Annotated in this window: 12 protein-coding genes and 1 pseudogene; 8 read left to right on the forward strand and 5 right to left on the reverse strand. The window is 62.9% G+C overall.

All coding sequences use genetic code 11. The features are described 5' to 3' along the window. Positions 1-4 precede the first annotated feature (4 nt). The 4 genes and pseudogenes from coaBC (at position 5) to argB (ending at position 4,125) form a co-directional block, all read left to right on the forward strand. A complete protein-coding gene (coaBC, locus tag ACF8R4_RS03700; protein ID WP_104833742.1) occupies positions 5-1,216 on the forward strand; it encodes a bifunctional phosphopantothenoylcysteine decarboxylase/phosphopantothenate--cysteine ligase CoaBC in 1,212 nt (403 codons plus the stop codon). Between the two features lie 5 nt (positions 1,217-1,221). Then, positions 1,222-1,677: a dUTP diphosphatase gene (gene dut, locus ACF8R4_RS03705; protein WP_060499666.1), complete on the forward strand. Its 456-nt coding sequence runs from the start codon at positions 1,222-1,224 to the stop codon at positions 1,675-1,677. 144 nt (positions 1,678-1,821) lie between these two features. Continuing rightward, positions 1,822-3,189, forward strand: a pseudogene (locus ACF8R4_RS03710) (phosphomannomutase/phosphoglucomutase); the annotation flags it as partial. 30 nt (positions 3,190-3,219) lie between these two features. Continuing rightward, a complete protein-coding gene (gene argB / locus ACF8R4_RS03715; RefSeq protein WP_060499668.1) occupies positions 3,220-4,125 on the forward strand; it encodes an acetylglutamate kinase in 906 nt (301 codons plus the stop codon). A 70-nt stretch (positions 4,126-4,195) separates the two neighbouring features. Here the strand turns inward: argB and pyrE are convergent, their stop codons facing one another. Further along, entirely contained in the window at positions 4,196-4,837 is a 642-nt protein-coding gene (gene pyrE, locus ACF8R4_RS03720) for an orotate phosphoribosyltransferase (RefSeq protein ID WP_060499669.1), read from the reverse strand. An 80-nt stretch (positions 4,838-4,917) separates the two neighbouring features. Here pyrE and ACF8R4_RS03725 point away from each other — a divergent pair, with 80 nt between their 5' ends. Continuing rightward, positions 4,918-5,697 carry an exodeoxyribonuclease III gene (locus ACF8R4_RS03725; RefSeq protein WP_003253401.1) on the forward strand — a complete coding sequence of 260 codons (780 nt, stop codon included), beginning with the start codon at positions 4,918-4,920 and terminating at the stop codon, positions 5,695-5,697. Between the two features lie 65 nt (positions 5,698-5,762). Here ACF8R4_RS03725 and rph read toward each other — a convergent pair whose 3' ends face one another. Beyond that, positions 5,763-6,485, reverse strand: coding sequence for a ribonuclease PH (gene rph, locus ACF8R4_RS03730; protein ID WP_051096411.1), 723 nt, complete (start codon positions 6,483-6,485; stop codon positions 5,763-5,765). Positions 6,486-6,713: 228 nt separating this feature from the next. On the opposite strand from rph, the gene ACF8R4_RS03735 reads away from it, so the two are divergent. Both ACF8R4_RS03735 and gmk read left to right on the forward strand, forming a co-directional pair. Then, complete coding sequence (locus tag ACF8R4_RS03735; protein WP_028699257.1) at positions 6,714-7,577, forward strand: YicC/YloC family endoribonuclease; 864 nt, start codon at positions 6,714-6,716, stop codon at positions 7,575-7,577. 13 nt (positions 7,578-7,590) lie between these two features. Further along, the gene (gene gmk / locus ACF8R4_RS03740; RefSeq protein ID WP_060499670.1) at positions 7,591-8,211 is read left to right on the forward strand and encodes a guanylate kinase; all 621 of its coding nucleotides are present in this window, start codon (positions 7,591-7,593) and stop codon (positions 8,209-8,211) included. 35 nt (positions 8,212-8,246) lie between these two features. Here gmk and ACF8R4_RS03745 read toward each other — a convergent pair whose 3' ends face one another. From ACF8R4_RS03745 to ACF8R4_RS03755, 3 genes are all read right to left on the reverse strand, one after another. After that, positions 8,247-9,788 (reverse strand): APC family permease, encoded by a 1,542-nt coding sequence (locus ACF8R4_RS03745; protein ID WP_104833741.1) that lies wholly within the window; start codon positions 9,786-9,788, stop codon positions 8,247-8,249. A gap of 119 nt (positions 9,789-9,907) precedes the next feature. Beyond that, on the reverse strand, positions 9,908-10,675 hold the full coding sequence (locus ACF8R4_RS03750; protein WP_060499672.1) for a gamma-glutamyl-gamma-aminobutyrate hydrolase family protein: 768 nt from the start codon (positions 10,673-10,675) through the stop codon (positions 9,908-9,910). Positions 10,676-10,679: 4 nt separating this feature from the next. Next, entirely contained in the window at positions 10,680-12,062 is a 1,383-nt protein-coding gene (locus tag ACF8R4_RS03755) for a glutamine synthetase family protein (protein ID WP_012274830.1), read from the reverse strand. A 204-nt stretch (positions 12,063-12,266) separates the two neighbouring features. Between ACF8R4_RS03755 and ACF8R4_RS03760 the strand changes: the two genes are divergently transcribed. Further along, a complete protein-coding gene (locus ACF8R4_RS03760; RefSeq protein ID WP_016712709.1) occupies positions 12,267-13,139 on the forward strand; it encodes a LysR family transcriptional regulator in 873 nt (290 codons plus the stop codon). Positions 13,140-13,192 lie beyond the last annotated feature (53 nt).

Genomic DNA, 13,192 nt, shown 5'->3' on the forward strand with positions numbered 1-13,192 from the left:
GCCTATGCAGCGGCTGTATCGCAAGCGCATCGTTCTCGGCGTAGGTGGCGGCATTGCCGCCTACAAAAGCGCCGAGCTGATTCGCCGACTCCTGGAGCACGGCGCGCAGGTGCGCGTCGTCATGACCCGTGGTGGTGCCGAGTTCATCACCCCGCTGACCCTGCAGGCGCTGTCGGGCCACCCGGTGCACATGGACCTGCTCGACCCGGCCGCCGAAGCAGCCATGGGCCATATCGAACTGGCCAAGTGGGCCGACCTGGTGCTGATCGCCCCGGCCACCGCCGACCTCATGGCGCGCATGGCCCAAGGCATGGCCGACGACCTGCTGACCACCCTGGTGCTGGCCACCGATGCCACCGTCGCCGTGGCCCCGGCCATGAACCAGGCCATGTGGCGCGACCCGGCCACCCAGGCCAACCTTGAGCTGCTCAGGAGCCGTGGTATCCAGGTGTTCGGCCCGGCCTCCGGTAGCCAGGCCTGTGGTGACGTGGGCCTGGGCCGCATGCTCGAAGCCACCGACCTGGCCTGGTGCGCCGCAGAAAGCTTCAAGCGCCAGGCACTCACCGGCAAACACGTATTGATCACTGCCGGGCCGACCCAGGAAAACATCGACCCGGTGCGCTACATCACCAATCATAGCTCCGGCAAGATGGGCTTCGCCCTGGCCGAAGCGGCTGCCGAAGCCGGGGCTCGGGTGACCCTCGTCACTGGCCCGGTGCACCTGCCAACCCCCGACCGGGTCAGCCGTATCGACGTGGTCAGCGCGCGGGACATGCTCGCGGCCTGTGAAGCGGCCATGCCGTGCGACCTGTTCATCGCCTCGGCAGCGGTCGCGGACTACCGCCCGGAAGTGGTTGCCACACAAAAACTGAAGAAAGATCCTACGACCGGCGACGGCATGCTGCTGCAGATGGTGCGCAATCCCGATATCCTTGCCACCATTGCTGGCCGCAGCGACCGCCCGTTCAGCGTCGGCTTCGCCGCCGAAACCGAACACCTGCTCGATTACGCCACGCGCAAGCTCAAGGACAAGAACCTCGACCTGATCGTCGCCAATGATGTGGCCAACCCCAGCATCGGCTTCAACAGCGAAGAAAACGCCTTGACCGTGATCGACCGCCAGCAGCACCAGACCCTCTTCGCGCAGACCAGCAAGGGCAAGATCGCCCGGCAACTGGTCGCCTTCATCGCCGAACGGCTCAATCAGGTTCAATAAGTTACATGCACGCTCTTCAAGCCAAGATCCTCGACCCACGCCTGGGCACCGAATTCCCCCTGCCGACCTACGCCACCCCTGGCTCCGCCGGCCTGGACCTGCGCGCCCTGCTCAAGGAGGACACTGTCCTTGAGCCAGGCCAGACCCTGCTGATCCCTACCGGCCTGTCGATCTACATCGGCGACCCGGGCCTGGCGGCGGTGATCCTGCCGCGCTCGGGCCTGGGCCATAAACACGGCATCGTGCTGGGCAACCTGGTCGGCCTGATCGACTCGGATTACCAGGGCGAGCTGATGGTGTCGTGCTGGAACCGCGGCAACACGCCATTCACCATCGCCGTTGGCGAGCGTATCGCCCAGCTGGTGCTGGTGCCGGTGGTACAGGCCCATTTCGACATCGTCGAAGCCTTCGATGAAAGCCAGCGTGGTGCTGGCGGCTTCGGTCACTCCGGCAGCCACTGAGCCGGCAGAGGACCGTTCAGGCCAAGGATGGCGAACTCTCTGGCGAAAGCACCGTCCAAGCGTTCAGTTTGCGCCTGCCCAGAAAGCCTTTGACTAATGGAGCTTCCAGAGATGAACGACATGGCCCACCTGGTCCCCGCCGCATTGCCCGACAGCATTTTCCGCGCGTATGACATCCGCGGCGTGGTCGGCAAAACCCTTCACGCCGAAACCGCCTACTGGATCGGTCGCGCCATCGGTGCGCAAAGCCTGGCCCAGGGCGAACCGCAGGTTTCGGTCGGCCGTGATGGCCGCCTGTCCGGCCCGATGCTGGTCGAACAACTGATCAAGGGCCTGGTCGATGCCGGCTGCCACGTCAGCGACGTCGGCCTGGTGCCCACCCCGGCCCTGTACTACGCGGCCAACGTGCTGGCAGGCAAGTCGGGCGTGATGCTGACGGGCAGCCACAACCCGTCGGACTACAACGGCTTCAAGATCGTCATCGCTGGCGACACGCTGGCCAACGAACAGATCCAGGCCCTGCTCACCCGTCTGAAAACCAACGACCTGACCTTGGCCGAAGGCCGCGTGGAAAAGGTCGAGATCCTTGACCGCTACTTCCAGCAGATCGTCGATGACGTGAAGCTGGCGAAAAAGCTCAAGGTGGTGGTGGACTGCGGCAACGGTGCCGCTGGCGTGATCGCACCCCAACTGATCGAAGCCCTGGGCTGCGAAGTGATCCCGCTGTTCTGTGAGGTGGACGGCAACTTCCCCAACCACCACCCGGACCCGGGCAAGCCGGAAAACCTTGAAGACCTGATCGCCAAGGTCAAGGAAACCGGCGCCGACATCGGCCTGGCCTTCGACGGCGATGGCGACCGCGTTGGCGTAGTGACCAATACCGGCAGCATCGTCTACCCCGACCGCCTGCTGATGCTGTTTGCCCAGGACGTGCTGGCGCGCAACCCGGGCGCCGAAATCATCTTCGACGTCAAATGCACCCGTCGCCTGACTCCGCTGATCGAGCAACACGGCGGCCGCGCACTGATGTGGAAGACCGGTCATTCGTTGATCAAGAAGAAGATGAAACAGACAGGCTCGCTGCTGGCCGGCGAGATGAGCGGTCACATCTTCATCAAGGAACGCTGGTACGGTTTCGACGACGGCATCTACAGTGCCGCACGCCTGCTGGAAATCCTCAGCCAGGCCGGGCAAAGCGCCGAAAACCTGTTTGCCGCCTTCCCGAACGATATTTCCACGCCGGAAATCAATATTGATGTGACCGACGAGGGTAAATTCAGCATCATTGATGCACTGCAACGCGACGCCGACTGGGGCGAAGCCAACCTGACCACCATCGACGGTGTGCGGGTGGACTACGCCCACGGCTGGGGCCTGGTTCGCGCCTCCAACACCACCCCGGTGCTGGTGCTGCGCTTCGAGGCCGACAGCGACGCCGAATTGCAACGTATCAAGGATGTTTTCCGTACCCAGTTGCTGCGGGTTGCCCCTGAGCTGCAACTGCCGTTCTGACCGACTATCTGTTCCTTACAGGAGCCCTGCATGACCCTCGATCGCGATGCCGCTTCCCATGTAGCCGAGGTTTTGTCCGAAGCACTGCCTTACATCCGCCGCTTTGTCGGCAAGACCCTGGTGATCAAGTACGGCGGCAACGCGATGGAGAGCGAGGAGCTCAAAACCGGCTTCGCCCGTGACATCGTGCTGATGAAGGCTGTGGGTATCAACCCGGTGGTGGTCCACGGTGGTGGCCCGCAGATCGGCGACCTGCTCAAGCGCCTGTCGATCGAAAGCCACTTCATCGACGGCATGCGCGTCACCGACTCGGCGACCATGGACGTGGTGGAGATGGTGCTGGGTGGCCAGGTGAACAAGGACATCGTCAACCTGATCAACCGCCACGGCGGCAGCGCCATCGGCCTGACCGGCAAGGACGCGGAGCTGATTCGCGCCCGCAAGCTGACCGTCAGCCGCCAGACGCCCGAGATGACCACCCCGGAAATCATCGACATCGGCCACGTTGGCGAAGTGGTGAGCGTGAACACCGACCTGCTGAACATGCTGGTGAAGGGTGACTTCATCCCGGTCATCGCGCCGATCGGCGTGGGTGCCAACGGTGAGTCGTACAACATCAACGCCGACCTGGTAGCAGGCAAGGTAGCCGAGGCGCTGAAAGCCGAGAAGCTGATGCTGCTGACCAACATCGCCGGTTTGATGGACAAGCAGGGCCAGGTTCTGACTGGCCTGACCACCGAACAGGTCAACGAACTGATCGCTGACGGCACCATCTACGGCGGCATGCTGCCGAAGATCAAGTGCGCACTGGATGCGGTGCAGGGCGGCGTGAACAGCTCGCACATCATCGACGGCCGTGTGCCGAATGCTGTGCTGCTGGAAATCTTCACCGACAGCGGCGTGGGTACCCTGATTACCAACCGCAAGCAGCGCTGATCGGCCGAAACAGGCGACAAAAAAAGGCGACCTTCACAAGAAGGTCGCCTTTTTCATCTCCAGGCCAGGATCAGATCCCGTACTGCGCCCGGTAAGCCTCGACAGCCGGCAGATGCTGCTTCAGCTGCGGGTCATCGGCCAGGAACTCCAGCACCTGGGTCAGCGAAACGATGCTGACCACCGGGATACCGAAGTCGCGCTCCACTTCCTGGATCGCCGACAGCTCGCCATTGCCACGCTCTTCGCGGTTCAGCGCGATCAGCACGCCGGCGGCCTTGGCCTGCTGGGCGTTGATGATCTGCATGACTTCGCGGATGGCAGTACCGGCGGTGATCACGTCGTCGATGATCAGCACATCACCGGCCAGCGGTGCGCCAACCAGGCTGCCGCCTTCGCCGTGGTCCTTGGCTTCCTTGCGGTTGAAGCACCAAGGCACGTCGAGCTTATGCTGGTCCGCCAAGGCCACGGCAGTGGTCGCCGCCAACGGAATACCCTTGTAGGCCGGGCCAAACAGCACGTCGAATGAGATCTTGCTGTCGACGATGGCGGCAGCGTAGCAGCGCCCCAGCTCGGCCAGCGCGGAACCTGTGTTGAACAGGCCGGCATTGAAGAAATACGGGCTGGTACGCCCCGATTTCAGGGTGAATTCACCGAAACGCAGTACCCCGCGATCGATGGCAAAACGGATAAAGTCGCGCTGATACGGCTGCATGAATAGTCCCGGACACCACGGATTTAGCTAAATGGGTTGAGCTCGGGTATCATACACGCACGAGATTTTTGGGGCCATTTATGCGGATCATCAGTGTGAACGTGAATGGCATTCAGGCTGCGGCCGAGCGTGGTTTGCTCAGCTGGCTGCAAGCCCAGAATGCCGACGTCATCTGCCTTCAGGATACCCGCGCCTCGGCCTTTGAACTCGATGACCCAGCTTTCCAGCTCGATGGCTATTTCCTTTATGCCTGCGACGCGGAGGTGCCTGCCCAAGGTGGTGTGGCCCTTTATTCGCGCATGCAGCCCAAGGCAGTCATCACCGGCCTGGGCTTCGAGACAGCCGACCGCTACGGGCGTTACCTGCAAGCAGATTTCGACAAAGTCAGTATTGCCAGCCTGCTGCTGCCTTCGGGCATGAACGGCGACGAAGACTTGAATCAGAAGTTCAAGTTGATGGACGACTTCGCCAAGTACCTGGACAAGCAGCGTCGCAAGCGTCGCGAGTACATCTATTGCGGCTCGTTCTACGTGGCGCAGCAGAAGCTCGACATCAAGAACTGGCGTGACAGTCAGCAATCGCCGGGCTTCCTGGCGCCGGAGCGCGCCTGGATGGATGCGATCACTGGCGAGATGGGTTACGTCGATGCCCTGCGCGAAGTCAGCCGTGAAGGCGACCAGTACAGCTGGTGGCCGGACAACGAGCAGGCCGAGATGCTCAACCTGGGCTATCGGTTCGACTACCAGATCCTCACGCCAGGCCTGCGCCGCTTCGTGCGTAACGCCCGCCTGCCGCGTCAGCCGCGCTTCTCCCAGCATGCGCCGCTGATCGTGGACTATGACTGGACGTTGACCATCTAAGCGTGTTGCTCAGATACAAAAAAGCCGACAGTAATGTCGGCTTTTTTTTGTATTTACGAAATCAGTCAGTCCGCCAGTGCAGCCTGCTGCAGCTCGAAGATTTCGGTCATGCCCTTCTGCGCCAGCGCCAGCATGGCGTTGAAGTCTTCAGGCTGGAACGGCGCACCTTCGGCAGTGCCCTGCACCTCGATAAAGCCACCGGCGCTGGTCATGACCACGTTCAGGTCGGTTTCGGCGGCGGAGTCTTCCAGGTAGTCCAGGTCGAGCACGGCTTCGCCCTGGTACATGCCCACCGACACAGCAGCAATCATGTGCTTGAGCGGGTTGCCGGCCTTCAGGCCACCGCGTTTCTTGATCACCGCCAGCGCGTCGCACAGGGCGACCATGGCACCGGTGATGGACGCGGTACGGGTACCGCCATCGGCCTGGATCACGTCGCAGTCGACGTACAGGGTGATGTCGCCCAGCTTGCTCATGTCCAGTGCGGCGCGCAGCGAGCGGCCGATCAGGCGCTGGATTTCCAGGGTGCGACCACCCTGTTTGCCACGGCTGGCTTCGCGCTGGTTACGCTCACCGGTAGAACGCGGCAGCATGCCGTATTCGGCGGTCAGCCAGCCTTGGCCCTGGCCTTTCAGGAAGCGCGGCACACCGTTTTCAACGCTGACCGTGCAGATGACCTTGGTGTCACCGAACTCGACCAGTACCGACCCTTCGGCGTGCTTGGTGTAGTTGCGGGTGATGCGGATCGAGCGGAGCTGATCGGCGGCGCGACCACTTGGACGTTTCATCTGGGATACCTGTACTGGGACTTTGAATCTGCCGAGCATTATAGAGCCCGCAGCCCGGGGAAGACATGCCTATTGTCGTACCCGCCACAGCCCGTCGCCTTTTCCTACTGGCGCGGCCGCCCGTCGGTAACATAGGTGGATTGGGCGCCACGGCCCCACTGCGCTACAATCCTGCGCCTTGCAGCCGAGAGGCTCCCACCGTCCATTCAACTAAGCGAGGTACTCCCCATGGTGCACAGCATGACCGCTTTTGCTCGTGTCGAGCGCGCCGGCAGCCAAGGCACCCTGATCTGGGAGCTGCGTTCGGTCAACCACCGTTACCTGGAACCGCACCTGCGCCTGCCAGAGGCCCTGCGCGACCTCGAAGGCGCCGTGCGTGAAGGCCTGCGCCAGGGCTTGTCGCGGGGCAAGGTGGAATGCACCTTGCGCCTCAACGAAGACAGCAACGGCAAGCCGCTGAAGGTAGACCGCGAACGCGCCGCGCAACTGGTTGCCGCCGCCGAGGAAGTGGCCGGCCTGATCAAGCAGCCAGCACCCCTGAACCCGCTGGAAGTGCTGTCGTGGCCAGGCGTGCTGGTGGCCGACACCAGCGACCCGCAGGCACTGAACGCCGAAGCCATGGCACTGTTCGACGAAGCCCTGGCCGAACTCAAGGCCGGCCGCCTGCGCGAAGGCCAGGAACTGGCCCGGCTGATCAACGAGCGCCTGGACAACATGTCCAGCGAAGTCACCACCTTGCGCGCCCTGGTGCCGCAGATGCTGGCGGCGCAGCGGCAGAAGATCCTCGACCGTTTCGGCGACATGCAAGCCGAGCTCGACCCACAGCGCCTGGAACAAGAGATGGTGCTGCTGGCGCAGAAGAGCGACGTGGCCGAGGAGCTCGACCGCCTCAGCACCCACGTCACTGAAGTGCGCCGGGTACTCAAGGGCGGCGGCGCCGCAGGGCGGCGCCTGGACTTCCTGATGCAGGAACTCAACCGCGAAGCCAACACCCTCGGCTCCAAGGCCTTCGACCCACGCAGCACGCAAGCGGCGGTCAACCTGAAGGTATTGATCGAACAGATGCGTGAACAAGTACAGAACATCGAGTAAGGCCACCCCGACCATGAACCACAGCAGCGGCACCCTCTACATCGTTTCGGCCCCTTCGGGCGCCGGCAAGACCAGCCTGGTAACGGCCCTGACCAAGGACGACCGGCAGATCCGCGTTTCGGTCTCGCACACCACCCGCGCCATGCGCCCGGGCGAGGAACACGGGGTGAACTACCACTTCGTGGTCCACGAAGAATTCAAGGCGCTGATCGCGCAAGGCGACTTTCTGGAGCATGCCGAAGTGTTCGGCAACTTCTACGGCACCTCGCGCAGCGCGCTGCAGCAGACGCTGGATCAGGGCTACGACCTGATCCTGGAAATCGACTGGCAAGGCGCCCAGCAGGTGCGCAAGCTGATGCCACAGGCGTTGTCGGTGTTCATCCTGCCACCTAGTCAGGAGGCGCTGCGTCACCGCCTGGATGGCCGTGGGCAGGACAGCGAAGAAATCATTGCCGGGCGCATGAAAGAAGCGGTCAGCGAGATGGTGCACTACGACGAGTATGACTACGTGATCATCAATGATGATTTCGACGTGGCGCTAGAGGATTTGAAGGCGGTGTTCCGCTCGAATCGCTTGCTGTTGAAGAAACAGCAACAGCGTCATGCGACGCTGCTGAAGCAAATGATCAGCTGAAGAACGAATTGGGGCTGCTTTGCAGCCCCAATTATTTATTCCTGCAACGGCAGGGTAGCCTGCTGACGCAGGGTAGCCCCCAGGAAGTAAGCCGGCGCGCGCATGCGCGACAGCATCATCAGCCCGATGCCCAGCACCGAGATGATCGCGGCAATCACGAACACCAGCCCCAACCCGCCCACATGCGAACCACTGCCGAAGTCCGGCGAGGCGCTGTCGATGGCAGTCCGTATGAAGATTACCGACAGGATCACCCCACCCACCAACGGGCACAGGCCGCGCATGATGAAGTGGCGCAGGCTGTCGAACAAGCTGCCACGGAAATACCAGACGCAGGCAAATGCGGTCAGCGAATAATAGAAGCAGATCATCATGCCCAGCGCGGTGATGGTATCTGCCAGCACGTTCTCGCTCAGGCTACGCATGGTCACGTAGAACAGACCTGCTGCCAGGCCCGCACAAATAGTGGCGTAGCGCGGGGTTTGCGAACGCGGGCAGACGCTGGCGAATTTCGGCGGCACTGCACCGTAGTACCCCATCGCCAGGAGGGTGCGCGCCGGCGCCACGAAGGTCGACTGCAACGACGCCGCCGTACTGGCCAGCACCGCGATGGACATCAGGATCGCCAGCGGCCCCATGACCGGGCCGGCCAGGTGGGCAAAGACGTTCTCCTGGATGCGCGGGTTGTTCAGGCCCAGGCCCGTTTCGCTGATACCGGCAAACTGCAGAGTGGCGATGGCGGTGAACAGGTAAAGGCCGAGGATCAGCATCACGGTCCAGGTGGCGGCCTTGCCCGGCACCTCTTCGCTGCCCACCGACTCTTCGCTGACGGTCAGGCACGTGTCCCAGCCCCAGAAGATGAAGATCGACAGCGACAGCCCAGCGGCAAAGGCCGAGAACGACTCGACACCAAACGGGTTGAACCAGGCGAAATCGAACGCCAGCGGTGGCGGCGCGGTGGTACCGCCAAAGGCGGCGACGGCAAATCCGATCAGCACCACCAACTGCAAGGCCACCAGGCCGTACTGCACGGTCATGGTGGTGGCGATGCCGCGACAGCAGATCCACACGGCCAGGGCGATGAACACGCAACAGGTAACGATGTTGATCAACAGGTTATCGGCCAACGCCGCCAGCTCATGCTTGCCGGTGATCTGGCCCAGAAACAGGTAGAAGAAGTCGACTGCCACCCCTGCCAGGTTCGACAGCACGATGGTGGTGGCAACCACCAACCCCCAACCGCCAATCCAGCCGATCATCGGGCCGAAGGCACGTGCCGACCAGGTGAACGATGTACCGCTGTCCGGTTCTGCCGAGTTCAGCTCGCGGTAGCCCAGGGCCACCAGCAACATCGGCAGGAAGCCGACGATGAACACGGCTGGCAGGTGGGCACCGACCTCGCGCACGGTCGGGCCAAGGGCGCCGGTCAGGGTGTAGACCGGGGCGATGGTGGAAATGCCCAGCACCACGCTGGCCAGCAAGCCCAAACGGCCCTTGGCCAGGCCTTTGCTGCGCTGAGTGTTGCCCGCGTCGGCTGCCACGTCGGGTGGGCGGCCGGCTTCTGTGTAATTGCTCATGAGTATTTGCCGTAAATTTTGGAATTGTTTTCACAGGCCTTGCGTACAAGGCCCGCTTTCACTCATTGAAAGCTTGCTGTCGGGGACAAGTCATCCGAGACCTTCGGCTGACGTCAGAATCATTCCTGCCGTGCGCCCTCCCCTGCTGCATAGGCAATGCAGGCCTGGCGAAACGCCTGAAACAGGCGCAGCGAGACCGGGTTTTCGTTGAAGCGCCACTCCGGGTGCCACTGCACACCGAGCACAAAGCCCGGCGCATCGGGCATGGACACTGCTTCGATCAGGCCATCCGGGGCCCGTGCCTCGACGCGCAAGCCTGGGGCAAGGCGGTCGATGCCCTGGCTGTGCAGCGAGTTGACCTCGAACTGCGCCGCCAGGCCCAGGCGCTCGAACAACCCGCCAGGCTCGATGCCGACCGGGTGACGAGGGCCGTATTGCACCTCCAGGGGTGCGTCCTCAGGTTCGCGATGATCAAGGTAGCCAGGCAGCTCCTGCACGCGTTGGTGCAGGCTGCCGCCAAGGGCCACGTTCAGTTCCTGATAGCCACGGCAAATGCAGAACACCGGCACACCGGCGGCAATCGCCGCCTGCAGCAGTGGCAGGGTCAGCCGATCACGCGCCAGGTCGTGCCGGGTACCCGCCACGCTGGGGGCGCCATTGTAATGATGCGGTTCGATATTTGAAGGCGAGCCTGTAAAAACAATGCCGTGCAGACGGGACAGCAGCGCCTGTGTGTCGCTGCCCCCGTCGCGGGCCGGCAAGATCAGCGGCAAGCCGGCAAAGCCGGCCGCCTCGACATACTTGTCGCCTACCGTGTGCGACGAGTTCTTCCCCACCTGCTGGCGGCAGGCGCTGACACCGATCAAGGGGACCGCAGTTGCGCTCATGGGCTTACACCGTGTGCAGGTACCAGTTGTACTCAAGGTCGGAAATCGACACTTCGAACTCGGCCAGTTCGCTTTCCTTGCAGGCCACGAAGATGTCGATGTAGTCCGGGCTGATGTATTGGTTGAGGACTTCGCTGTCGTCCAGCGCGCGCAGGGCATCGCGCAGGTTGTTCGGCAGGCTTTGCTCCAGCTGTTCGTAGGAGTTGCCTTCGATCGGCGCCTGCGGCTCGACCTTGTTGGTCAGGCCGTGATGCACGCCGGCCAGGATGGCCGCCAGCATCAGGTACGGGTTGGCGTCGGCGCCGGCCACACGGTGCTCCAGGCGCACGTTGTCGCTGCTGTCGGTGGGCACGCGTACCGCCACGGTGCGGTTATCCAGACCCCAGCTTGGCGCATTGGGCACGTAGAACTGCGCGCCGAAACGGCGATAGGAGTTGATGTTCGGGCACAGGAACGCCATCGACGCCGGCATGGTTTCCAGCACACCACCGATGGCGTGGCGCAGCGTGTCGCTTTGCAACGGGTCATCGCTGGCAAAGATGTTCTTGCCGGTTTTCTTGTCCAGCAACGAAATGTGTACGTGCAGGCCGTTACCTGCCTGGCCCGGGTAGGGCTTGGCCATGAACGTGGTGTCCATTTCATGGTCGTAGGCCACGTTCTTGATCAGGCGCTTGAGCAGGATCGCGTAGTCGCAGGCCTTGAGCGGGTCGGCCACGTGGTGCAGGTTGACTTCGAACTGCGCAGGGGCGCTTTCCTTGACGATGGCGTCGGCGGGAAGGCCTTGCTCCTTGGCGGCTTCGAGCATGTCCTGCAGGCAGTCGGCGTATTCATCGAGGTCGTCGATCAGGTACACCTGGGTCGACTGGGGGCGTTTGCCGGAAATGGGCGAACGCGGCGGCTGCGGGCGACCATTGAGGTTGTCCTGGTCGATCAGGTAGAACTCCAGCTCGAACGCCGCGCAGATATCCAGGCCCAGATCGTCGAACTTGCTCACCACCTGGCGCAACACTTCGCGCGGGTCGGCGAAGAACGGCTGGCCATCCAGCTCGTGCATGGTCATCAGCAGCTGGGCAGTGGGGCGCTTCTGCCACGGCTCGTCCGACAACGTGCCCGGGATCGGGAAGCAGATGCGGTCGGCATCGCCGATGTCCAGGCCAAGGCCGGTGCTCTCGACGGTGGAGCCATTGATGTCCAGGGCGAACAGCGATGCGGGCAGGTTGATGCCCTTCTCGTACACCTTGTGCAGGCTGGCCCGCTCGATGCGCTTGCCACGTACCACGCCATTCATGTCGGAGATCAGCAGGTCGACGTACTGCGTGTCCGGATGGGCCTGGAGGAAGTCATTCATCTCGCTGGAAGAACTGGCGCACGGGGTTACCGACGTCATGGTGTACATCCTTTGATGTGCTGCGGCGATGTGGGATACGGCTGGCGCCTCACGGGCGACGATGGTTGCAGCTGTTGTTCTTTTCACTTTCCCATCGTGGGGACTGGTTACCCGACCGGGCGCATTGATTCCGGGGGGCCGTTTCACTATAAAATGGCCCTGATGCAACAGACATTGGCAATTCGGCAAGCAGAGCGTGCACCAATGCAATATCAGATTACCCACGCCGACCTCTCCCTGGTCCTGGCACTGGAGCGAGGCCGCTCGCTGGCCAAGGCCGCCGAGCTGCTGAAAGTCGATGTTTCGACAGTATTCCGCTCGATCCGCCGGCTGGAGTCGGCGCTGGGCACCGCCTTGTTCGTCAAGAGCCGCAAGGGCTACCTGCCGACCGATACCGCTCAGGCCCTGGCCGAGCAGGCCGAACGTGCCGAACAGGCGCTGGAGGCGGCGCGCATTGCCATGACCAGTGGCGAGCAGGTGGTCAGCGGCACGGTGCGGCTGACCTGTACCGAGGCGGTGATGCACAGCCTGTTGCTGCCGGCGCTGGCCGAGTTCATGCCCAACTACCCGGCGCTATCGCTGGAGATGGGCACCTCCAACACGTTTGCCAACCTCAGCCGGCGCGATGCCGACATCGCCCTGCGCCTGACCAACACCCCACCGGAGCACCTGGTGGGTCGCAACCTGGGGTCTACCTCCTATGTCGTCTGCGGCCAGCCACAGTGGCGCGAGCGCCTGGCCGAGTCGCCCGCCAACGTGCCGTGGATCGCCCCCGATGACTCGATGGTGGACCACCCTACGGTGGTCTGGCGCAACCAGCAGCACCCTGGGGTAAGCCCGCGCTACCAGTGCAGCAGCATGTCGACCATCGCCCAGCTGGTCACCGCCGGCCTGGGCGTGGCGGCGTTGCCGGACTATATGGTGCATGCCTTGCCCGGCGTGGATGCGTTGAGTGGGCCGCTGCCGGGTTGTGACACCCAGCTGTGGCTGCTGACCCGGCCGGATTGCCGGGCATTGCGCTCGGTACAGACCTTGTTCGAAGAGCTGACCCCGCGGTTGCGTGACGCGATGCTCTGAGGTTATCGTCAGGCTCAAGTCTGAGGCTGTCTGTTCCGGCCCTTTCGCGGGTA

This window comes from Pseudomonas sp. FYR_2 (assembly GCF_043106425.1).
In the GTDB taxonomy this organism is placed as follows: domain Bacteria; phylum Pseudomonadota; class Gammaproteobacteria; order Pseudomonadales; family Pseudomonadaceae; genus Aquipseudomonas; species Aquipseudomonas monteilii.